A 20,491-nucleotide genomic window follows, 5' to 3' on the forward strand; every position below is an offset into this window, starting at 1 on the left:
TTAGTATCCGTGTGGCTACCCGGCGCCGGGGCCGCTGTCCTGTCAACCACCGTGTCCTGACGGAGATTTCAGCATGCCCCGATTCAGCAAGAAGCTGGCGGGAGCCGCAGTAGCCGCGGCTCTCTGCCTGCTCGGCGCCAGCGCATCATCGTCCGCCCCCGCCGCAGCAGCAGGCAGCTTGCAGTGGGTCGCGCTCGGTGACTCCTACAGCGCCGGCGCCATCCCCGCGGCGGGCGACACCTTCGAGCACCCCCGCGACGGCTGCCAGCGCACCACCGAGTCCTACCCCGAGATCATCAGGCGGGACCTGGGCTCGCTGGTCCACCTGCGCAACGTCAGCTGCGGCAGCGCGACCATCGCCAACGTCTACCGCGAAGAGCAGACGCCGACCGGTTACGAGCTGCACATCCCCGGCGTGATCGACCAGCACGACCCCGACTACCCCTTCGCGCCCGTCCCCCCGCAGATCGACGCCCTGGCCCCCTCCACCGACCTGGTCACCGTGGGTGTCGGCGGCAACAGCCTCGGCTTCGGCGAACTCCTCGGCAAGTGCATCGAGCTAGGTCCCCAGGGATCCGTCGGCTCCAGCCCCTGCAAGGACCACTTCGAGGGGAGCATGCCAACCCGCCTTGAGACCGTCCGTCGCGAGTACGACCAGATGCTGACGGCGATCCACGCGAAGGCCCCCTTCGCCAAGGTCATCACCGTCGGCTATCCAACGGTCATCCCCGACGCCCCCGCCAACTGCCTGTACGGCAACCTCCTGCAGTTCTCCACCATCCGCCACGCGGACCTGAACTGGCTGCGGGAATCGGCTCTTGAGCCGCTCAACGCCGTCATCCAGCAGGTCACCGCCGCGCACGGCGACCGTTACGTCGACATCTACACCTCCAGCAAGGGCCACAGCGTGTGCGCTCCCGCCCAGGAGAAGTGGGTGGAAGGCATCCTGCAGCGCCTCCAGCCCCTGACCTGGGCCCTCGTTCACCCCAACGCCCGTGGCCAGGCCAACGCCGCTGCACAGGTCGAGGACGCCATCCTCGGCGGCTGACTGTCGTACGCCGGACAGCTTGAGGCGTCCGCCGCACCCTCCGGTGGGTTGCGGCGGACGCCGCGTTTCACCCGACCTTGCACAACCCCCCGTCCGCGAACCCCACAACATCACTTGGCCCCTTCGCCTCTTCTTGGTCCAACCCCCTGGCGGCAAGCCATTCACATGTGCCCGCTTGGCCGCCGAGGGCACCAACCTGCGCGCCACAGAGTAATCCGGAGAGGTGTGACCGCCCCGTCAGCCGACGCGCGTATTCGGAAGATGTCCCGGCATGGTCGCAATGAGCGAATCTCCGCAGGTCACGGGGGGGGTTCACACCGCCAGCCCTTGATTGCGGCTCCCGCCGGCGACTCGAACCGGCGGCCAAACGCGACAACGACACCATGACGCCCGACTGATCCGACTACACCTACGATCTGCGGGAACTGGTCAAGACCGTCAAGGTCGGCGGCTCCGCCACGGACGCCAGTCCGAAGGTCACCGGGTACACGTACACCGCCCGTGGCCAGCAGTTGCAGCAGACCAAGGCCAACGGCAACGCGGTCGGCTTCACGTACTGGCCCTCCGGGGGGGTCCACACCCAGACGGAGAAGACCTCCGGTGGCACTAATTCGGCCGTCCCTACAATCGTTCAGGTGGGAATGACCGAACACGGACCCCAGGGGGGATCGTGAACAGTTTTTCGTGTACTGCGATCAACTCCAATACCGGTAAAGGGTCGACGTGCTAGAAGGGGCCTAGTGGTGGCAGCGCTTTCAGAGATCCAAGCCCTGTTGGGTGATCCCCCGTTCAACTGGTCGGATGCGGCGCCATGGACCGAAATGGAGCGGGAATTCGGTATCGAATTCCCTGCGGACTTCCGTGAGATCATGAACGCCTACGGTTCAATCCAGATCAACGGGCAGTTGTATCTGAAGCACCCGGCCGGCCATCTTCTGCACAGTCTGGGAGACACCATCAGGGGGGATCTCGACCTCTGGCGCGAGGAGGACATGGCAGAGTTCCTGCCCAGTCCGGTAGGGGCGAACCCCGGTGAGCTGATGCCGGTGGCGTCGGCCACGACGGGGGAATGGGTTTTCCTTCGCGTTCCAGATGAACCCTCGTCGCCCTGGCGCGTTCTGGTTCAGGAGCTTGACAGTCCGGCCTGGACTCTCCACGAGATGACGTTCAGCGAATGGTTGCTGGCTTATCTCAGGGGTGAGGACGTAACGGTGTGTTCTCGCAACTTCGCGCCTGACCGCCCGTTCTACGAACCCCTGTCCTGAAATTGAACACGGTGGTATCCCCTGCCCTGGTGACAGGGGATACCACTGTGTGAAGATCATCCAGTGATGGTCAATGGAGCCCCACCTGGGCTTCGGCGTGAACCGCGGAGACACGGTGCAGGCGCTCGCCGTTTTCGGGGTCCTGGTAAGAGGGCCAGCGGCGAGCGATCTCGTGCAGAACCGAGTCCCCGGGCTCCAGACCGGAAACGTGCTTTTACGTGGCGCGAGCGGGTACTCGTGCAGGTCAGGAGCGACCGTGGCCTCTTCTGCTGATCGAGATCAGTTCGCTGCGTTGGCGTCCGCCGGCCCGCCCCCTCGTCCGGCGGCGTGCCGTCCGCGCCCGAGTGACCACCAGTCGATGGTGAACAGCGCCACGATCAGGGCCGCGACGGCGGTGTCCGCGACGCGCGCCCGCAGCGCGACGGGGGGCGTGGCGACGGTGGGGTCGGCGAGGACGAGCACGATGACGGTGACCAGACCGGTGTGGAAGGTGTACGCGGCATCGGTGGCGCCCGGGAGGACCGTGCCGACCACCAGGGCGAGCAGCAGCAGCTCCCAGCCGTGCGGGGCCGCGGCGGCGACCGCCAGGACCATGAGGGCACCCAGCGCCGTCCCGGCCGCGCGGTGCTTGAGACGGCTGGTCTGTTCGGCCCTGTCCAAGCGGCAGATCATGATGGCGGTCAGCGGCAGCCAATGGGCGTAGGCGGGGTGCACGAGGTTCGCCACCAGCGCCGCGGTCCCGACGCAGGCGGTGAGGCGGGCGACGTCGAGCCAGGGGACGCGTGGGCGCCGGACCCGGGCGAGGCGACGGACGGGGGCGATCCGGGCGGGGGCGATCCGGGCGGGCCGGGCGAGAAAGGCGGGAAGGAGCAGCAGGGCCATCGGGGCGAGCCCGAGCAGGAACAGCAGACCGGACTGCCAGGCGGGGGCCGCGCCGTTCATGCCGACGCCGATGGCGGTGAGCAGCATGAGTTTGACTCCGCCGAGTTGCCCCACGGGGCCTTCGGCCGCCGCGACCGCGGCGAGCAGAGCGGCCGTCGTCATGGCCAGGACCTGCGGCCAACCGCTGTGGTGCACCAGGGTTCCCAGGGTGATGCCGGCCGTCCCGCCGACGGCGACGGCTCCGAGGCGGGCCAGCCGCGCCTGCCGCGGACCGCTGTGGTCCCCGTTGATCGCGCTCAGTCCGCCCACCACCAGGGCGGTGGACGCGTCGACCTGGGTGAGGAGCGCCAGGCCGACGGACCAGCCCATCGCGATCGCGCCGCGGAGAGTGCGGTCCCACGGGATACGGGCGGAGCGCCTGGGCACGCGGCCGACCGGGGGCCGTCCGGCCTCCTGCGGGTCCGTCATGTCAGGTGTCTCCTCGTACGGTCCTGTCGCCGGCCGTTCCGAGGCGGACAGGATCCTAGATGCAAGTTGTATCTCACATAGCGGTGTGGTTGACCCGGGGCACGCACCGAACAGGTGGTCGGACCGGGACCGCTCGCCGCGCGGACGGGCCGACGGAACGGCCCGGCCGCCCCCGGACGACCGGACGCCCCGGGCAGCCGCCCGGGGTGCCCGCCGTGCGGCGCTAGTGCCTCGGCAGGCAACGTTTGCCCGTCAAGGAGCGGCGTTCGGTGCGTGGCCCCCACTGCCCTGGACGGGCGTGGGAGGTACCCCCACTCGGTGTGCCGGCCGGAAGTCCTCGTACTGGACGTACTTGGGCTTTCGGCCGGTGCGGCGAGTGGGGGTCCCCCCTGCTCGAAGAGCTTGGGGGAGCGTGCCTGGGGGTACCTCCCGGCCGAAGGCTGGGGGAGCGTCGCGACGGGGCGAAACGTTGCCTGCCGGGGCGCTAGGCCAGGCCGAGCGCCGAGCGCGTGCTGGCCAGGTGGGTGCGTACGGCCCCGAGCGCCCGTTCCGCGTCGCCGGCCCGGATGGCGTCGGCGATCTCGGCGTGTTCGGCGAGGATCGAGTCGCTCCGCCCGGGGGTGGCCAGCACGGAATCGGCGGTCATGCGGACCTGCCGGTCGCGCAGCGAGGTGTAGAAACGGGCGAGCAGCGGGTTCTCGGCCGCCGTCAGCAGACTGGTGTGGAACAGCCGGTCGTCCTCGAAGAAGCCGTCCAGGTCGCCGGTCCCCAGCAGCCCGCGTTGGCGTTCGATGCTCCCGGTGAGTTCCTCGGTGAGCGCCTCGCGCACCGCGGCCGGGCCGTCCATCAGCTTCCGCACCGCGAACTGCTCCAGGACTTCGCGCGCCTCCAGCACGGACCGGACCTCGCCGGGAGAGACGGGCACCACCAGGGCGCCCCGCTGCGGATACAGCCGCAGCAGCCCTTCGATCTCCAGCCGCAGGAACGCCTCACGCACCGGAGTGCGCGACATGTCCAGTTCCTTGGCGACATCCCCCTCGCTGATCAGGTCGCCGCCCTCGTACGCCCCGCTCAGGATCTGGCGCTTGACGAACTCGTACGCCCGGTCCTTCGCCTGCACCTTCACGCTTCCGGCCACCGCGTCCTCCAGCACTGCCGCATCCGCCCGGGATCCAAGTCCGGTCCACTCTAGATCCCAGCGGGATCCCGACCGTCGGCACCGGGTGCGGGCGGCACCGGCCGGCGGATCGCTGTCCCGCGCCGGCCGGTGCCGTCCCGAGGCCCGCGTCCGCAGCCCGCACCCGGACCGCGGCAGGCCGGTCCTGGCCGGTCTCAGCGGCGGTTGGTGAAGCGGATGTCGAGGGAGCGCAGGTAGGTCTGGAGACCTGCGTCCTGGACGGGGATGAGGTGGGCGTCCTGGTCGGACTCGTTGAAGTGGGCGTGCCACTTGCCGGGCGGTGTGACGAAGGCGCCGCCGGACTCCCAGTCGACCCGCTGCGGGTTGATGATCTCGCCGCGCTCGTCGAGCCGGTCACCCAGCAGGGTGTAGCAGCCCTCGGGGGTGTCCAGGATCAGGTCCAGGGCCACCGACTGGTGGCGGTGGGGCCGCTGTTCCTGGCCGGCGGGCAGGACGCCGAACATCGCCCACAGCGTGTGGGTGATGGTGAGGGTCTGCTCCTGGTCGGCGTTGTTCAGCAGGACGCTGACCCGGGACTTGTCGTTGGCGCCCGGCCGGGAGGCGATCCGGTCCAGTTCCGCGACGGCGTCGGTGCGGGCGAACTTCGTGGCGCGGAAGCGCGGTTCGGTGGCGGTCGCGCCGAGGTAGCGCAGCAGCGGCTCGTCGGTGACGTAGTAGAAGACGGTCTCGGCCTGCGCGTAGTGCACGGCGGCGCTCTGGGCGGGCAGGACGACGAAGTCGCCCTTCTCCCAGTTGACCAGGCGGCCGTTGACCGCGGAGTAGCCGTGGCCTTTGAGCACGTAGTACAGCTCGCTCGTGGCGTTCGGCCGGGTCGGCACGGACTCGCCCGCGTTGATGCGCACGAAGTTCGCGATCAGGCCCGGACTGGTCGCCGGGCCGTCCTCGATGCCGAGTTCCCGGGACAGGTCCAGCGGGATGATCCGCGAGGGGCCCTCGGCGTGCAGGGACGGGCTGAAGGTGCGCACCGGGACCTTCGGCGTGTGCCCGGACCCGATCGGGTTGGCGGCCTTGGAGTACTCGAAGTAGCGGGCGTCGGCCGCCCAGTCCTCGAACCGGCCCTCGAAACCGTACTCGGCGACGTTCACGACAGCCGGGACGGTCGGGTCGAACTCGTCGCTCTTGGTGGATGAAACCTGCAGCGTCGCGAGGCCCATCTCGAATCACTCCCTCTCATAGGCACGACTTGTATCTCAGTCGTTCTCGCACGGTACCCCTGTTGCATTTATTGCGCAAGGGAGTCCCGCCGGGGCGGATCGAACCGGGACGCGTCACGCTTCACCGCGCGTGGAAGTCATGCTCATGACAATCCTCCGCTCCGGGACATGCGGAGGACCGGGCCGGGGGCGCGGCCCGGTCCTGCTCGTCGTCCCCGCCCGCGTCCGCGCGGCGCGATTCACCCGGAGCGCGGGGCAGGGACGGCCCGGCTCGGGTCCGGTGGCCGCCGCCGGATGGCACCGGACCCGTGGACCCGGTGTCGCCTCAGCCGACCGGTTCGGCCACCCGGACCCGTTCGGTACCGGCGTAGACGTTCGCCGACCTGCCGCGCAGGAAACCCAGCAGGGTCAGGCCGGCCTCGTCCGCCAGGTCCACGGCGAGCGAGGACGGGGCCGACACGGCGGCCAGCACCGGGATGCCCGCCATGACCGCCTTCTGCACCAGCTCGAAGGAGGCCCGGCCGCTGACCATGAGCACGCTTCCGCGCAGCGGCAGCAGTCCCTGCTGCAACGCGTGCCCGACCACCTTGTCGACGGCGTTGTGCCGCCCCACGTCCTCGCGCAGGCACAGCAGTTCGCCGGTGGCGCTGAACAGTCCGGCCGCGTGCAGCCCGCCGGTGCTGTCGAACACCCGCTGCGCGGCGCGCAGCCGGTCCGGCAGGGTGAAGATCACTTCGGGGTCTAGGCGCGTCTCGTCGTCCGCCACGCTCCAGCGGGCGACGGTCCGTACGGCGTCCAGGCTCGCCTTGCCGCACAGACCGCAGGAGGACGTGGTGTAGAAGTTGCGCTCCAGCGACGCGTCCGGGACGGGCACGCCCGCAGCCAGCGCGATGTCGACGATGTTGTAGGTGTTGCTGCCGTCGTCCGTGGCACCCGCGCAGTAGCGGATCCCGAGGACGTCGCTCGCGGCGTGGACGACGCCCTCGCTGACGAGGAACCCCACGGCGAGGTCGAAGTCGTTGCCGGGGGTGCGCATGGTCACCGTGAGCGGCCGTCCGGCGACCCGGATCTCCATCGGCTCCTCGGCGGCGAGGGTGTCCGGACGGTACCCGGGCACCCCGTCCCTGATCCGCAGCACCCGCTTACGGGCGGTCACACGTCCCATGGCCCGCTCACCTCTCGTGGGAGCCAGCGGGCTCCAGCCGGACGACGATGCCCTTGGACGTGGGGCAGTTGCTGATGTCGGCCACGCTGTCCAGCGGGACCAGGACGTTGGTCTCCGGGTAGTAGGCGGCGGCCGAGCCCCTGGAGGTGGGGTACGGCACCAGCCGGAACTCCTCCGCGCGCCGTTCGACACCGTCCTGCCAGATGCTCACCAGGTCGACCAGCTGCATCTCGGCCAGGCCCAGGTCCTCGATGTCCTCGGGGTTGACCAGCACCACGCGGCGGCCGTTGTGGATGCCGCGGTAGCGGTCGTTCATCGCGTACGGGATGGTGTTCCACTGGTCGTGCGACCGCAGCGACTGGAGGATCAGGTACCCCTTGGGCGCCCGCAGGTCGACGAAGTCGTTGCTGGTGAACACGGCCTTCCCGCTCGCCGTGTTGAAGGTGTGGCTGTTGACCGGGTTGGGCAGGTGGAATCCGGCCGGACGGGCGACCCGCTCGTTGAAGTCCTCGAAACCGGGGACCACCCGGGAGATCCGGTCCCGGATGCTGCCGTAGTCCCGCTCGAACTCCTCCCACGGGATGTCCGGGGAGTCACCGAGGGTGCGGCGGGCCAGGCGGGAGATGATCGCGACCTCGCTGAGCAGTTCACCGGAGGCCGGGGTGAGGCGTCCGCGGGAGGCGTGGACCATGCTCATGGAGTCCTCGACGGTGACGAACTGCTCGCCGCCCGCCTGGACGTCCCGGTCGCTGCGGCCCAGCGTGGGCAGGATCAGCGCGGTCTCACCGCACACCGCGTGGGAGCGGTTGAGCTTGGTGGAGATGTGCGCGGTCAGCCGGCAGCGGCGCATCGCCGCCTCGGTCACGTCGGAGTCGGGGGTCGCCCGGACGAAGTTGCCGGCCACGCCGAGGAAGAACTTCGCCCGGCCGTCCCGCATCGCCCGGATGGAGTTGACCGAGTCGTGGCCGTGCCGGGTGGGCGGGGTGAAGCCGAACTCCCGCTCCAGCGCGTCGAGGAACCGCTGCGGCACCTTCTCCCAGATGCCCATGGTGCGGTCGCCCTGGACGTTGCTGTGTCCGCGCACCGGGCACACGCCCGCGCCGGGCTTGCCTATGTTGCCGCGCAGCATCAGGAAGTTGACGATCTCGCGGATCGTCGGCACGCCGTGCTTCTGCTGGGTCACGCCCATCGCCCAGCAGACGATGACGCTCTTGGCGTTCAGGACCCGTTCGTGGATCTCCTCGATCTCCTCGCGGGCCAGACCGGTCGCGGCCAGGACGTCGTCCCAGGAGGTCTTGCCGACGTGCTCGGCGAACGCCTCGAAACCGGTGCTGTGCCGACGGATGAAGTCGTGGTCCAGGACGGTACCCGGGCGGGCTTCCTCCGCCTGGAGCAGCAGCAGGTTCAGCGCCTGGAACAGCGCCAGGTCGCCGCCGGCCCGGATGTGCACGAACTGGTCGGCGATCTTCGTCCCGCGGCCGACGATGCCGCGCGGCCGCTGCGGGTGCTTGAACCGGATGAGGCCCGCCTCGGGCAGCGTGTTGACGGCGACGACCTCGCCGCCGTTGCGCTTGGTCTCCTCCAGCGCCGTCAGCATGCGCGGGTGGTTGGTGCCCGGGTTCTGGCCGACGACGAAGACCAGGTCGGCGTTGTGGATGTCGTCCAGGCTGACGCTGCCCTTGCCGATGCCCAGGGTCTCACCCAGCGCCGACCCGCTGGACTCGTGGCACATGTTGCTGCAGTCCGGCAGGTTGTTGGTGCCGTACGCGCGGGCGAGGAGCTGGAGGAGGAACGCCGCCTCGTTGTTGAGCCGGCCCGAGGTGTAGAACAGGGCCTCGTCCGGGGAGTCCAGGCCGCGCAGTTCCCCGGCCATCAGGTCCAGGGCCTCGTCCCAGCCGATCGGCACATAATGCTCGGAACCCGGCCGCTTGACCATGGGTTCGGTGAGCCGGCCCTGCTGGTTCAGCCAGTAGTCGGACTTGCCGTTCAGCTCGTCGACGGTGTGCTGCGCGAAGAACTCGCGGGTGAGGCGGCGTGTGGTCGCCTCGTCGTTGATGTGCTTGGCGCCGTTCTCGCAGTACTCGTTGATGTGCCGCTTGCCCGGCTCCGGCTCCGGCCAGGCGCATCCCGGGCAGTCGATCCCCTTGCCCTGGTTGATGTTCAGCAGCGTCAGCATGGTCCGGCGGGGCGATGTCTGGCTCAGCGAGTAACGGAGTGCGTGCGTGACGGCCGGGACACCTGTCGCCCAGGTCTTGGGCGGCGTGACCTCCAGAGCGTCGTCCGTAGGGTCTTCCAGAACACTCATGGCCCGCCTGCTTTCCTTTCCGAACCACACAGAAACAGCCGCGAATATGCGCCGCCGAAAAACTACGCCCGCCGCGGACCTGCGTCAAAAAGCTTTTGCCTTTCTCGTGATAGACGGCTTCTATCAGCCGCCTTGACTTTTCCCGGGAAAGCACTTCAGGATTTCTGGTCGTGGAGACTGGTTCAGCGACTTCCGACACGGCCGCCCGGCCCGAGCACCCCGCCCACCAGGCCGGTGCGCCGCTGGTCGATCGGTATGGCCGGATCCACACCGATCTACGGCTGTCCGTGCTCGACCGGTGCAATCTGCGCTGCTCGTACTGCATGCCGGCGGAAGGTCTGGAATGGCTCTCCCGTTCCGCGGTGCTGACCGATGACGAGATCCACCGGCTGGTCCGAATTGCGGTTTCTCGACTGGGTGTACGTTCCATTCGGGTCACCGGAGGCGAACCGCTGATTCGTCGGGGACTCCCCGGACTCGTCCACCGTATTTCCGCCCTCTCCCCCGCACCCGAGATCTCCCTCACCACGAACGGAATCGGCCTGGAGCGTCTGGCCGGACCGCTGCGCGCCGCGGGTCTTGAGCGGGTGAACGTCAGTCTGGACACCCTGCGCCGGGAGCGGTTCCGCGAGATCACCCGGCGCGACCACCTGCACCGGGTGCTGCGGGGGCTCACCGCGGCGCGGGACGCCGGGCTGCGGCCGGTGAAGATCAACACGGTGCTGGTGCGCGGCGTGAACGACGACGAGATCCTCGACCTGGTCTCCTACGCGGTCGACGGCGGCTACCAGCTCAGGTTCATCGAGTCCATGCCCCTGGACGCCCAAGGGGCCTGGGACCGCGAGCGGATGATCACCGCCGACGAGATCCTTGCCGTACTGGGCTCCCGTATGACGCTCCGTCCCCTGCCCCGGGCCGAGGGGGACACCGCGCCCGCCGAGGAGTGGCGCATCGCCGGAACGGACTCCGTCGTCGGGGTGATCGCCAGTGTCACCCGGCCCTTCTGCGGTTCGTGCAACCGGCTGCGGCTGACCGCCGACGGACAGTTGCGGACCTGCCTCTTCGCCACCGAGGAGTCCGACCTGCGCGGCCTGCTGCGCAAGGGCGCCGACGACGAGGAGATCGCCGCCGCCTGGCGCCGCGCGGTGGCCGGCAAGGGCCGCGGGCACGACATCGGTGCCGCGGGCTTCCGGCAGCCGGACCGCCCCATGTCCGCCATCGGCGGCTGACCGCACGCTCCGGCCTCCCTTCCCCGGCCCCGACGGGCCCACCCGCCAAGGAAGAAACCCGTGCTCGACCAATGGATCGCCGAGGTCGAACCCGGCCTCGGTTCCCGGATCGCCGTACCGGAGCCGCCGCGGGCAACCGCCGCCGCGCACGCCGTGGCACGCCCCGCGACGCCGTCGGCCGCTCGCCCGGTCCGTCGCACGGCCGGGGAGGCGGTCGACGGCGCACGGACCTACCGGTCCGAGGCCCACCGCTGCCCGCGCGCCCTCACCGGACGGTGGGCGAGCGAGCACGCCGACACCCCTGAGGAGGCGTGACCATGAGCGTCGCGCACACGCTGCCGGGCCCGCACCCCGTCGCTTCCCCGGCCGCCGAGCACCTTCCCTGGGCGACGGCCCGCGAGATCTCCGGCCGGACCGGTGCGCCGCTGCCCGCGATCAGCCGTTCGCTGTCCGGCGCCGTGGGACACGCGCTGGCCGGACCCCTGACCGCGCTGACCGACCTGCCCGCCTTCGACACCTCCGCCATGGACGGCTGGGCCGTCTCCGGACCCGGCCCCTGGCGACTGTGCACCGGCGGCATCCTGGCCGGTGACGTCCCGCCGCCGCTGCGGACCGGCACCGCCCGGCCCATCGCCACCGGCGCGCCCGTCCCGGCCGGCGCCACCGCCGTGCTCCGCCGTGAGAACGGCACCGAGGCAGCCGGCCTGCTGCGCAGCGGCGCCCCGCTGCCGACCGGCCACGACATCCGCCACCGGGCCCAGGAGTGCGCTACCGGCGCGACGCTCCTCGACGCCGGGACCACGGTCACCCCGGCGGTCGCCGCGCTCGCCGCGGCGGCCGGGCACGACCGGCTGCGCGTACACCGGCGGCCGACCGTGCGGTTGGTGGTGACGGGCAGTGAACTCACCACGTCCGGACTCCCGTCGGCGGGACGTGTTCGCGACGCGCTCAGCCCGCTGCTCGACCCCGCCCTGCGCTCCAGCGGCGCGTGGTGCTCCGGCAGGCATCCGGTCGGGGACGACCCGGACGCGCTGCGGGATCTTCTGCGGCACGCACCGGCCGACGTGATCATCACCACCGGCGGCACCTCCGCCGGGCCCACCGACCTGGTGCACGAAGCCCTCGACGCGGTCGGCGGCCGACTGCTCGTGGACTCCGTCGCCGTACGCCCCGGCCACCCCATGCTGCTGGCCGAACTCCCGCCCGCCGCCGACGAGTCGCCCCGCCGTCTGGTCGGGCTGCCGGGCAACCCGCTCGCCGCGGTCGCCGGCCTGGTGACGCTCGCCGTGCCGCTGCTGCGCCGGCTCGGCGGGCACCGGCCGGCCGGGGCCCGCCGCTGCTCCACGGCCGCTGCGTTCCCCGGGCACGCCCGCGACGTCCGCCTGGTGCCCGCGAGGACCGAGAACGGCCGCGCGGTTCCCCTCCCGTTCGACGGCCCCGCCATGCTCCGCGGCGTGGCACTCGCCGACGCGCTGGCGGTCGTACCACCGGGCGGCGTCCCGGCGGGCACCGACGTGGAAGTGCTCGATCTTCCCCGGTGACGCCGTGCGCCACGGCCGACTTGGGCTCCGCTCGGGATCCTCGCGTCCGCGGCGGACCGGCACCCCGCGCCGGAGGCCGGTCCGCACCGGCGGCACGGGGGCTGACAAGTCACCGTCATAATGATCAGGTGACATTCCCTTCCTCCCGCCCCGCGTCCGCGGGGCGGCGGCCGGTCGTCGTCGTGGGTGCCGGTCCGGCCGGGCTCACCGTCGGCAACATCCTGCGGGCCGCCGCCGTCGACTGCCTGGTCCTGGAGACCGAGAGCAGGGAGTCCATCGAGGCGCGCCCCCGAGCGGGCGTCGTCGAGGAGTGGGCGGTGCGCGGGCTCGACCGGCGCGGCCTCGCGGCCGGTCTGCTGGCGCGGGCGCAGGTGCACGAGGAGTGCGAGTTCCGCTTCGGCGGCGAACGGTACCGGCTCCCCTACCGTCAGCTGACGGGGCGTCATCACTACGTGTACCCGCAGCCGTTGCTGGTGAGGGACCTCGTGCGCGAGTACGCCGACGTCCGCGGCGGCGACATCCGCTTCGGCGTGCGGGACGTACGGCTGCACGACCTGGAGACCGACCACCCCTCGGTGTCGTACCTGTGCCCGGAGACCGGCGAACGCCAAGTCGTCCACTGCGACTTCGTCGCCGGCTGCGACGGGGCGCGCGGGGTGTCCCGGCGGGCGCTGCCCCCGGAACGGGCCCGGCTCGCGCGGCACGACTACGGCATCGGCTGGCTGGCGCTGCTGGCCGAGGCACCGCCGTCGGCCGACTGCGTGGTGTTCGGCGTCCATCCGCGGGGGTTCGCCGGACACATGGCACGCAGCCCGGAGGTCACCCGCTACTACCTCCAGTGCCCGCCCGGCGACGACCCGGCGGGCTGGCCGCACGAGCGGGTCTGGTCCGAACTGCGGGAACGGCTCGGCGCCGCGGGGGCGGCGCCGCTCGCGGAGGGCCGGCTGATCGAGAAGCGCGTGCTGGACATGCACAACTACGTCGTGGGGTCCATGACGTCGGGGCGGCTGTTCCTCGCGGGCGACGCGGCCCATCTCACCGCGCCGATAGCGGCGAAGGGCATGAACCTGGCCCTGCACGACGCCTTCCTGCTCGGCGACGCGCTGGTCGCCCACCTCACGACGGGCGACGCGAGCGGTCTTGCCGGGTACTCGGAGGCGTGTCTGCGACGCGTGTGGGACTACCAGGAGTTCTCCGAGTGGCTGTCCGGCATCTATCACGGCACCGCGTCGGGCGACCCGTACCACGCGGGCACCTCCCTGGCACGGCTGCGCCGGCTGTTCACCTCGCCGGCCGCGGCGACGGCGTTCGCGGAGCAGTATCTCGGCGCCGCCGCCGCGTTCTGACCGGGCCCCGACGTCCGGCGGGGCTCAGTGCGCCGTCCCGGAGCGGGTTTCGCCGAGCCGGTGGTCCGCCACGTCCAGCGCCTCGGTCACCAGGCGGCCGAGATGGTCGTGGCGGAGCGAGTAGACGACGCGGCGGCCCTCCTTGCGCGTGTCCACGAGGCCGGCCAGCCGCAGCCGGGCCAGATGCTGGCTGACCGCGGGACGGGCGGCGCCGCAGACCTCGGTGAGCGTGGTGACGTCGGCCTCCCCCGACGTGAGGGCGTGCAGCAGGGTGAGCCGGGTCCGGTCGCCGAGCAGCGCCAGCAGGTCGGCGGCGACCGCGAACTGTTCCTCGCCCGGGGTACGCGGGTGCGCATGCTGCGCAGGTGATAGGTGCAAGCGTGCGCTCATACGCACATAATGGCTCCGTGGGCGTCGTGCGTCCACTCACGCGCACCGGAAGGGGACCCACGTGAGCGACCGGCACCAGCACGACCACGGACATGACCACGGACACGGACACGATCGCGGGCACGGACACGAGCACGATCGCGGGCCCGACCACGGACACGGACACGAGCACGGGCATGAGGGCGGGCCGAGGGCCGGGCAGGCGCACGGACACGGCCACGGCCACCCGCACGGGCCCGCACCCGGGCGTGGCCACGCCCCCGGGCACGAGCACGGCCACGGGCGCTCCCGGCCGGTTTCCGGTCTGCGGCACCGCCTCGGGCATCTCCTGACCCCGCATTCCCACGACACCGGCGACAAGCTCGACGCGGCCCTGGAGGCGTCGACGCGTGGCATGCGCGCGCTGTGGGTGTCCCTGGTGGTGCTGGGCGTGACCGCGCTCGTGCAGGCCGGGGTGGTGGTCGTGTCCGGGTCGGTGGCGCTGCTCGGCGACACGGCGCACAACGCGGCGGACGCGCTGACCGCCGTGCCGCTCGGCATCGCGTTCGTGGTCGGCCGCCGCGCCGCCAACCGGCGCTTCACCTACGGTTACGGCCGCGCCGAGGATCTGGCGGGCATCGCCATCGTGCTGACCATCGCCGCGTCCGCGGCCTTCGCGGCATGGACGGCGGTGGACCGGCTGCTCGACCCGCGTCCGGTGCACCACGTGTCGGCCGTGGCCGTGGCCGCCCTGATCGGGTTCGCGGGCAACGAGTGGGTGGCCCGCTACCGGATCCGGGTGGGGCGGGAGATCGGCTCCGCCGCGCTCGTCGCCGACGGGCTGCACGCCCGCACCGACGGCTTCACCTCACTGGCCGTGCTGGTGGGCGCGGCCGGGTCCGCGCTGGGCTGGCGACCGGCCGACCCGCTGGTGGGGCTGGCGATCACCGCGGCCATCGCGCTGGTCCTGCGGGACGCCGCGTGCGAGGTGTTCCGGCGGGTGCTGGACGCCGTCGACCCGGCGCTGGTGGACCGCGCCGAGCAGGCGTTGCGGGAGGTGCCGGGGGTGCGCGGGGTGGGCGAGCTGCGGCTGCGCTGGATCGGGCACCGGCTGCGGGCGGAGGTGGCGATCGTGGTGGACGGCGACGCCACGGTGCGGCGGGCGCACGCGATCGCGGTCGACGCCGAGCACGCCCTCCTGCACGCCGTCCCGAAGCTCACCGCGGCCCTGGTGCACGCCGATCCGGCGCCGCTGCCCGGCGAGGCGGACCCGCACCAAATGCTGGCGCACCATCTGACGGCCTGAACTCAGGCGACGCCCAGCCCCTCCAGGACCACGGCGCCCGGCAGCTGGGCGAACGCCTTGCCCGGCACCAGCAGTTTGCCGCGCCTGCGTCCGCTGCCGACCAGGACGTAGGGCAGGTCGACGACGGCGGAGTCCACCAGCACCGTCCAGTCGGCGGGCAGCCCGACCGGGGTGATGCCGCCGTACTCCATGCCGGTCTCCCCGGTCGCCGTGTCCATCGAGGCGAAGGAGGCTTTGCGGGCGCCCAGTCGGCGGCGGACGGTCCCGTTCACGTCGACCCGGGTGGTGGAGAGCACCACGCACGCCGCCAGGGTCGTCCCGCCGCCCCGCCTGCCCGCGACGACCACACAGTTCGCGGACCGCTCCAGCAGGTCACGGCCGTAGTGCTCGACGAAGACGGCGGTGTCCGCCCACTCGGGTTCGGTGTCGACGTACACGATCTGGTCGGCGGGGACGCCGCCGCGCCAGTTGCGCACGGCGTCGGCGACCGGAGCGGCCAGGTCGTCGAGGCAGTCCGGAGCGGGGAGGGCGGTGTCGAAGTCTCCGATGGGTGCGCGCATGTCGGCACGCTAACAGCCCGGCGGGACGGCGAAGGAACGGCCGCCGGCGGCCGAACGACGGCGCGCGGGCGGGCGGAACCGCGGTCCGACGGCCCGGCAACGGCACCGCGGCCCGCGCACGGGGCGGCGGCACGGCGACCGGACGAGGACCCGCGGACGGGACCGCGGCCCGGCGTCGGGATCAGCCCACGGGCGGGACGGAGACGGCCATCACCATCTCCATCGGTACGTCGCCGTCGTTGCCGTAGGTGTGTGCCGTGCCGGCGTCGAAGGACGCGCTCGCGCCGGCCGGGACGTGGTGCTCGACCCCGTCGACGGTGAGCGTCAGCTCCCCCGCCGTGACGTGGACGAGTTCCACCGTGCCCGCGGGGTGCGGATCGGAGGCGCTGCTCTCGCCCGGCATCAGCCGCCAGTCCCACATCTCCAGCGGGCCGGGGGCCTCGGCGCCCGCGAGGAGCCGGTTGTAGCTGCCGGCGTCGGTGTGCCAGAGCCGTACGGCCCGTTCGGCGGGGACGATCCGGACCATGGGGCCCTGCGCGTAGTCGAGCAGCGTGGTGATGCTGATCCCGAGCGCGTCACCGATCTTCACGACCGTGCCGAGGCTGGGGTTGGTGCGGGCCTGCTCGATCTGGATGAGCATGCCGCGGCTGACCCCCGCCCGGGTGGCCAGCGTGTCCAGGGTGAAGCCGCGCTCGGTGCGCCAGCGCTTGACGTTGCGCGCCAGTGACTGGGTCAGCAGATCGAGGTCCGACACGATGAGTCCTGGCTTTCCCGGCAGTCCATTATTTTGAATGACGCAGTTTACTCGATCGCACTACGCTGGGATGCACCCGAGCGTTCACCGAACTGTACTGCGAGGCGGCCCGTGACAGCATGCTCCGCCCCGGCCACGCGCCTCCCGTGGGGGCTCGCCGACTTCGGCGACGGGTGCCGGGGTGCCCGGTCCCCTCAGCCGTCGGAGTCGAGTTCGGCGAGCCGGGCCACGGCCTCCTCGTCGAGGTCGCCCAGTGCCAGCAGCTGCTCCGGGGTGATGCCGGCCGGGATGGGCACCGGGGCGGGTGTGCGCAGCGGGGGCTGCCAGCCCTCGTCGGGCGTCCAGCGCCGTACCACCCGGGCGGGCGCGCCCGCCACCACGGCGTGGTCGGGCACCGCGCCGCGCACGACCGCGCCGGCCGCGACCACCACGTTCCGGCCGAGCCGCGCGCCCGGCAGGATCACCGCACCCGTCCCGATCCAGCACCCGGGCCCGATCACCACCGCCTCCATCCGCGGCCACTGCCGGCCGATGGGCTGGTGCGGGTCGTCGTACGAGTGGTTGGTGGAGGTGACGTACACGTACGGCCCGAAGTAGCAGTCGCTGCCGATGGTGACCGTCGTGTCGGCGATGACGTGGCTGCCCCGGCCGAGGACGACCCCGTCGCCGATGCGCAGGATCGGCTCGGGACCGAGGTCGAGGTCCGGCATCAGGCCCGCGGTCAGGGTGACCTGTTCGCCGACGATGCAGTGGGCGCCCAGGTGGATCCAGGGTTCGCCGAAGACCGTGCCGAGCGGGAAGGCGAGTCTGGTACCTGTTCCCATCGCGCCGAAGCGCAGCCGCCCGGGGTGCTCGGCGGTGACGGAGCCCACGCGCTGCGCCCAGGCCCAGCCCGCCTGGACGACTCGCTGGGCGAGGCGGCGCCCCCAGGACGAGAACGTGTTCTTGGGCTTCGGCACCCGCTCACGGTACTCAGCGCGCGCCGCGGCCATGAGCCGGTACCGCTGTGATCTTCGCCCTACCGGGTGGCGTACGGTGCCGGTGAACTTCCCCCGGCGGGCCGAGACTTCCCGCGCCGGGCAGCGGCAGACAGAACGGTGGACGCACATGACGCACAGGGCGCTGATCGTGGGCATCGGCGGCAAGGAACCCCGGATCGACGAGGGGGTGTTCGTGGCCCCCACCGCGTCGGTCGTCGGTGACGTGACGCTGCGCGCGGGCGCGAGCGTCTGGTACGGCGCGGTGGTGCGCGGCGACGCCGAGCGGATCACCGTCGCGGCGGGCGCGAACATCCAGGACAACGTCACGCTGCACGCCGATCCCGGCTTCCCGGTCAGCATCGGGGAGCGGGTCTCCGTCGGGCACAACGCCGTGGTGCACGGGGCGACCGTGGCGGACGACTGCCTGATCGGAATGGGGGCGACCGTGCTGAACGGTGCGGTGATCGGGGCGGGTTCGCTGGTCGCCGCGCAGGCGCTGGTGCCGCAGGGGATGACGGTCCCGCCGGGATCGCTGGTCGCCGGGGTGCCCGCGAGGGTGAAGCGGGAACTCACGGACGAGGAGCGGCAGGCGGTGACGCTGAACGGCACCCTGTACACGGGGCTGGCCGCGACGCACCGCGAGGTGCACGAGTAGGACGGCGGCGGGACGGACCGGAGCCGCTACGCCGGCGCGCGGGGCGGACGGGCACAGGCCGCTTCCCCCACGAGTCCCGTCCGTCCCCCGAGGAGCCTCGTCCCGCTGCTCCTCGGGGCGCGCCTCACTCGTTGGCGGGTACCGGCTCCGCCTCGGCCCGGGACTCCTGTGCCTTCTGCTCGGCCTTCTTCGCACGGCGCTTGAGCACCAGCATCGAGGTCAGGCCGATCAGGACCGCCGCCACCAGGCCCAGCCAGGAGAACTTGCTCAGCCAGCTCTCGGCGACCACACCGACGTAGTAGATGACGGCTGTGGTGCCGCCGGCCCAGCAGACACCGCCGAGGACGTTGGCGATCAGGAACTTCCAGTACGGCATGTGGAGCACGCCCGCGAGCGGGCCGGCGAAGATCCGCAGCAGAGCGACGAAACGGCCGAAGAACACCGCCCACATGCCCCACTTCTCGAAGGACCGCTCGGCGGTGGCGATGTGTCCCTCGCTGAAGTGCCTCGGGAACTTCTTGCCGAGCCAGGCGAGCAGCGGACGCCCGCCCTTGCGGCCGATGAGATAGCCGATCGAGTCGCCGACGACGGCACCGAGCGTCGCGCAGGCACCCAGGACGAACGGGTCGACCCCGGAGTGCTGCGAGGAGAGCAGCGCCGCCGACACCAGGACGATCTCACCCGGCAGCGGGATACCCAGGCTCTCCACGCCGATGATCAGGGCCACTACGGCGTAGACGGCCACCGCGGGCACGGTGTCGAGCCATTCCTGGACGTGCAACGCCGGTTCCTTCCCTTTCGGGTCCCTGTTTCATCGGGCGGCGCCCACCGCGCGCCCCCGTGCAGGCTACCCGCTCGCCGCCCTGAGCGGTCGCACGTACCGGTCCGCGGCACCGTCCCGCCGACGGTCCTTCGGTTTTCGGACATCCCCCGGTCACACGGAACGGGAAGGCTCCGGGCGGATTCCCCGCCTCGCACCCAGGTCCCCGCCGCGCGGCCCGATGCGGAAGGACGACGTATCCCGTGTCCTCAGTCCCCACCGTCCCGGCCGGAGCCTCCCCACTCCGGCCGGAAGCTCCCACGCTCGGCTCCGCGGCACCCGTGCCCGGACCCGAGCCCGTCCCGCCCGGGGCCGAGCCGTCCGTACCCGGATCCGAGGCACCCGTGCTCGGGCCGGAGGCACCGGCGCTCGGAGCCGGGCCGTCCCCGTTGGGGGCCGACGCGCTCGCGCGTCCGGTGCCCTTCATGGCGACCCGTCCGGTCCGGCTGGCACTGTGCCTGAGCCCCCTCCTGCTGGTGGGGATCTGGGGGCTGGCCAACCGTCCCCTCGTGTACGAGGGTGCCTCCCGGCTGGCCGCGGCCGACCCGGGTTGGCTGCTGGCCGGGGTCGCCTTCAACTGCCTGGGCTGGATCGCGGCCTCCTGCGTCCGGCAGGGCGCCCTGCCGGACCGGCTGCCGCCAGGACTCCTGCTGGCCTCGCAGTTCGCCGCCGGGGCCGCGAACCACGTGCTGCCCGCGGGCCTCGGCGCGCACGCCGTCACCCTGCGCTTCCTGCGGGGCCGTGGCATTCCGCTCGACCGGGCCACGGCGTCGATCGCCCTGTACTCGCTGGTGAAACCGGTCGCCAAGACGCTGGTGCTGCTGGCGTTCCTGCTGGCCTCGCCCGCCGGGCGGCGGCTGGGCGACCTCGTCCCGGACGGACGCACCCTGATCGCGGTGGCCGCCGTCGCGGGCCCCTGTGTCGCCGTGGCGGTCCTGCTGGTCACGGTCGTACGGCCGCTGCGCCGCCCGCTGACCGGTCTGCTGCGCACCGCCCTCGCCGACGCGCGCCGGCTGCACACCCGGCCCTGCCGGGTCCTCGCGCTGTGGGGCGGGGCGGCGGCGATGCCGCTGCTCCAGGCGTGCGTGCTCGCCTCGGTCGGGGCCGCGCTCGGACTGCCGGTGCCGTGGACGCACGTGGTCGTCGCGTTCCTGGCCGCGGGTACCGCCGTGGGGGCCGTGCCCGCGCCCGGCGGCCTCGCGGTGGACGCGGCGGTGGTGTTCACGCTGGTGGCGTTCGGCTCACCGGTCGCCGTCGCCACGGCGACCGTCATCGGATTCCGGGTGGTCACGGACTGGCTGCCGCTGCTGCCGGGGGCCCTGGTGCTGTCGGCGCTGATCCGCGCCAAGGTGCTGTGAGGGCCGCTCGGCGACGAGACGAAACCGCGTCCCGCGCATGGGGACGCGGACCGCGACCGGCGAACGGCATTGAGGACGGCGGGACTTC

The 20,491-nt window shown here is 72.0% G+C and carries 19 protein-coding genes; 9 read left to right on the top strand and 10 right to left on the bottom strand.

Annotated features, from left to right (window positions below; translation table 11 throughout):
• Positions 1-73: 73 nt before the first annotated feature.
• Together ACFC09_RS34775 and ACFC09_RS34780 are read left to right on the top strand one after the other, a co-directional pair.
• Complete coding sequence (locus tag ACFC09_RS34775; RefSeq protein WP_376535015.1) at positions 74-1,048, top strand: SGNH/GDSL hydrolase family protein; 975 nt, start codon at positions 74-76, stop codon at positions 1,046-1,048.
• A gap of 743 nt (positions 1,049-1,791) precedes the next feature.
• Entirely contained in the window at positions 1,792-2,313 is a 522-nt protein-coding gene (locus ACFC09_RS34780; RefSeq protein WP_376535017.1) for an SMI1/KNR4 family protein, read from the top strand.
• Between the two features lie 279 nt (positions 2,314-2,592).
• Here the strand turns inward: ACFC09_RS34780 and ACFC09_RS34785 are convergent, their stop codons facing one another.
• From ACFC09_RS34785 to ACFC09_RS34805, 5 genes are all read right to left on the bottom strand, one after another.
• A complete protein-coding gene (locus tag ACFC09_RS34785; protein WP_376535019.1) occupies positions 2,593-3,663 on the bottom strand; it encodes an FUSC family protein in 1,071 nt (356 codons plus the stop codon).
• 484 nt (positions 3,664-4,147) lie between these two features.
• Complete coding sequence (locus ACFC09_RS34790; RefSeq protein ID WP_376535021.1) at positions 4,148-4,801, bottom strand: GntR family transcriptional regulator; 654 nt, start codon at positions 4,799-4,801, stop codon at positions 4,148-4,150.
• Positions 4,802-4,995: 194 nt separating this feature from the next.
• Positions 4,996-6,015, bottom strand: a complete 1,020-nt coding sequence (locus tag ACFC09_RS34795) for a cupin domain-containing protein (RefSeq protein WP_376535023.1) — start codon at positions 6,013-6,015, stop codon at positions 4,996-4,998.
• A 325-nt stretch (positions 6,016-6,340) separates the two neighbouring features.
• Positions 6,341-7,180 carry a formate dehydrogenase accessory sulfurtransferase FdhD gene (fdhD, locus tag ACFC09_RS34800; protein WP_376535025.1) on the bottom strand — a complete coding sequence of 280 codons (840 nt, stop codon included), beginning with the start codon at positions 7,178-7,180 and terminating at the stop codon, positions 6,341-6,343.
• Between the two features lie 7 nt (positions 7,181-7,187).
• Positions 7,188-9,485 carry an FdhF/YdeP family oxidoreductase gene (locus tag ACFC09_RS34805; RefSeq protein ID WP_376535027.1) on the bottom strand — a complete coding sequence of 766 codons (2,298 nt, stop codon included), beginning with the start codon at positions 9,483-9,485 and terminating at the stop codon, positions 7,188-7,190.
• Positions 9,486-9,727: 242 nt separating this feature from the next.
• On the opposite strand from ACFC09_RS34805, the gene moaA reads away from it, so the two are divergent.
• From moaA to ACFC09_RS34825, 4 genes are all read left to right on the top strand, one after another.
• Positions 9,728-10,714, top strand: coding sequence for a GTP 3',8-cyclase MoaA (gene moaA, locus ACFC09_RS34810; protein WP_376535096.1), 987 nt, complete (start codon positions 9,728-9,730; stop codon positions 10,712-10,714).
• A gap of 60 nt (positions 10,715-10,774) precedes the next feature.
• Positions 10,775-11,029, top strand: a complete 255-nt coding sequence (locus ACFC09_RS34815) for a hypothetical protein (protein ID WP_376535029.1) — start codon at positions 10,775-10,777, stop codon at positions 11,027-11,029.
• A 2-nt stretch (positions 11,030-11,031) separates the two neighbouring features.
• On the top strand, positions 11,032-12,255 hold the full coding sequence (locus ACFC09_RS34820; RefSeq protein WP_376535030.1) for a molybdopterin molybdotransferase MoeA: 1,224 nt from the start codon (positions 11,032-11,034) through the stop codon (positions 12,253-12,255).
• Positions 12,256-12,383: 128 nt separating this feature from the next.
• Entirely contained in the window at positions 12,384-13,601 is a 1,218-nt protein-coding gene (locus ACFC09_RS34825; protein WP_376535032.1) for a 4-hydroxybenzoate 3-monooxygenase, read from the top strand.
• 24 nt (positions 13,602-13,625) lie between these two features.
• Here ACFC09_RS34825 and ACFC09_RS34830 read toward each other — a convergent pair whose 3' ends face one another.
• The gene (locus tag ACFC09_RS34830) at positions 13,626-13,991 is read right to left on the bottom strand and encodes an ArsR/SmtB family transcription factor (protein ID WP_376535034.1); all 366 of its coding nucleotides are present in this window, start codon (positions 13,989-13,991) and stop codon (positions 13,626-13,628) included.
• Between the two features lie 61 nt (positions 13,992-14,052).
• On the opposite strand from ACFC09_RS34830, the gene ACFC09_RS34835 reads away from it, so the two are divergent.
• Complete coding sequence (locus tag ACFC09_RS34835; protein ID WP_376535036.1) at positions 14,053-15,276, top strand: cation diffusion facilitator family transporter; 1,224 nt, start codon at positions 14,053-14,055, stop codon at positions 15,274-15,276.
• A gap of 2 nt (positions 15,277-15,278) precedes the next feature.
• Here the strand turns inward: ACFC09_RS34835 and ACFC09_RS34840 are convergent, their stop codons facing one another.
• From ACFC09_RS34840 to ACFC09_RS34850, 3 genes are all read right to left on the bottom strand, one after another.
• Positions 15,279-15,836 (bottom strand): YbaK/EbsC family protein, encoded by a 558-nt coding sequence (locus ACFC09_RS34840; protein ID WP_376535038.1) that lies wholly within the window; start codon positions 15,834-15,836, stop codon positions 15,279-15,281.
• A gap of 181 nt (positions 15,837-16,017) precedes the next feature.
• Complete coding sequence (locus tag ACFC09_RS34845; RefSeq protein ID WP_376535040.1) at positions 16,018-16,590, bottom strand: helix-turn-helix domain-containing protein; 573 nt, start codon at positions 16,588-16,590, stop codon at positions 16,018-16,020.
• Positions 16,591-16,784: 194 nt separating this feature from the next.
• Positions 16,785-17,549, bottom strand: coding sequence for an acyltransferase (locus tag ACFC09_RS34850; RefSeq protein ID WP_376535042.1), 765 nt, complete (start codon positions 17,547-17,549; stop codon positions 16,785-16,787).
• 148 nt (positions 17,550-17,697) lie between these two features.
• On the opposite strand from ACFC09_RS34850, the gene ACFC09_RS34855 reads away from it, so the two are divergent.
• Positions 17,698-18,225 carry a gamma carbonic anhydrase family protein gene (locus ACFC09_RS34855; protein ID WP_376535044.1) on the top strand — a complete coding sequence of 176 codons (528 nt, stop codon included), beginning with the start codon at positions 17,698-17,700 and terminating at the stop codon, positions 18,223-18,225.
• Positions 18,226-18,349: 124 nt separating this feature from the next.
• Here the strand turns inward: ACFC09_RS34855 and ACFC09_RS34860 are convergent, their stop codons facing one another.
• Positions 18,350-19,006 (bottom strand): DedA family protein, encoded by a 657-nt coding sequence (locus ACFC09_RS34860; protein ID WP_376535046.1) that lies wholly within the window; start codon positions 19,004-19,006, stop codon positions 18,350-18,352.
• Positions 19,007-19,470: 464 nt separating this feature from the next.
• On the opposite strand from ACFC09_RS34860, the gene ACFC09_RS34865 reads away from it, so the two are divergent.
• A complete protein-coding gene (locus tag ACFC09_RS34865; RefSeq protein WP_376535048.1) occupies positions 19,471-20,403 on the top strand; it encodes a YbhN family protein in 933 nt (310 codons plus the stop codon).
• Positions 20,404-20,491: the final 88 nt, after the last annotated feature.

Source organism: Streptomyces sp. NPDC056161 (assembly GCF_042268025.1).
In the GTDB taxonomy this organism is placed as follows: Bacteria; Actinomycetota; Actinomycetes; order Streptomycetales; family Streptomycetaceae; genus Streptomyces.

What these genes read in the sequence shown, in the direction of transcription:
- ACFC09_RS34785 (WP_376535019.1), bottom strand. Translation starts at nt 3,663, where the DNA reads ATGACGGACCCGCAGGAGGCCGGACGGCCCCCGGTCGGCCGCGTGCCC.
- ACFC09_RS34840 (WP_376535038.1), bottom strand. Translation starts at nt 15,836, where the DNA reads ATGCGCGCACCCATCGGAGACTTCGACACCGCCCTCCCCGCTCCGGAC.
- ACFC09_RS34830 (WP_376535034.1), bottom strand. Translation starts at nt 13,991, where the DNA reads ATGAGCGCACGCTTGCACCTATCACCTGCGCAGCATGCGCACCCGCGT.
- ACFC09_RS34795 (WP_376535023.1), bottom strand. Translation starts at nt 6,015, where the DNA reads ATGGGCCTCGCGACGCTGCAGGTTTCATCCACCAAGAGCGACGAGTTC.
- ACFC09_RS34805 (WP_376535027.1), bottom strand. Translation starts at nt 9,485, where the DNA reads ATGAGTGTTCTGGAAGACCCTACGGACGACGCTCTGGAGGTCACGCCG.
- ACFC09_RS34820 (WP_376535030.1), top strand. Translation starts at nt 11,032, where the DNA reads ATGAGCGTCGCGCACACGCTGCCGGGCCCGCACCCCGTCGCTTCCCCG.
- ACFC09_RS34855 (WP_376535044.1), top strand. Translation starts at nt 17,698, where the DNA reads ATGACGCACAGGGCGCTGATCGTGGGCATCGGCGGCAAGGAACCCCGG.
- fdhD (WP_376535025.1), bottom strand. Translation starts at nt 7,180, where the DNA reads ATGGGACGTGTGACCGCCCGTAAGCGGGTGCTGCGGATCAGGGACGGG.
- ACFC09_RS34775 (WP_376535015.1), top strand. Translation starts at nt 74, where the DNA reads ATGCCCCGATTCAGCAAGAAGCTGGCGGGAGCCGCAGTAGCCGCGGCT.
- ACFC09_RS34865 (WP_376535048.1), top strand. Translation starts at nt 19,471, where the DNA reads ATGGCGACCCGTCCGGTCCGGCTGGCACTGTGCCTGAGCCCCCTCCTG.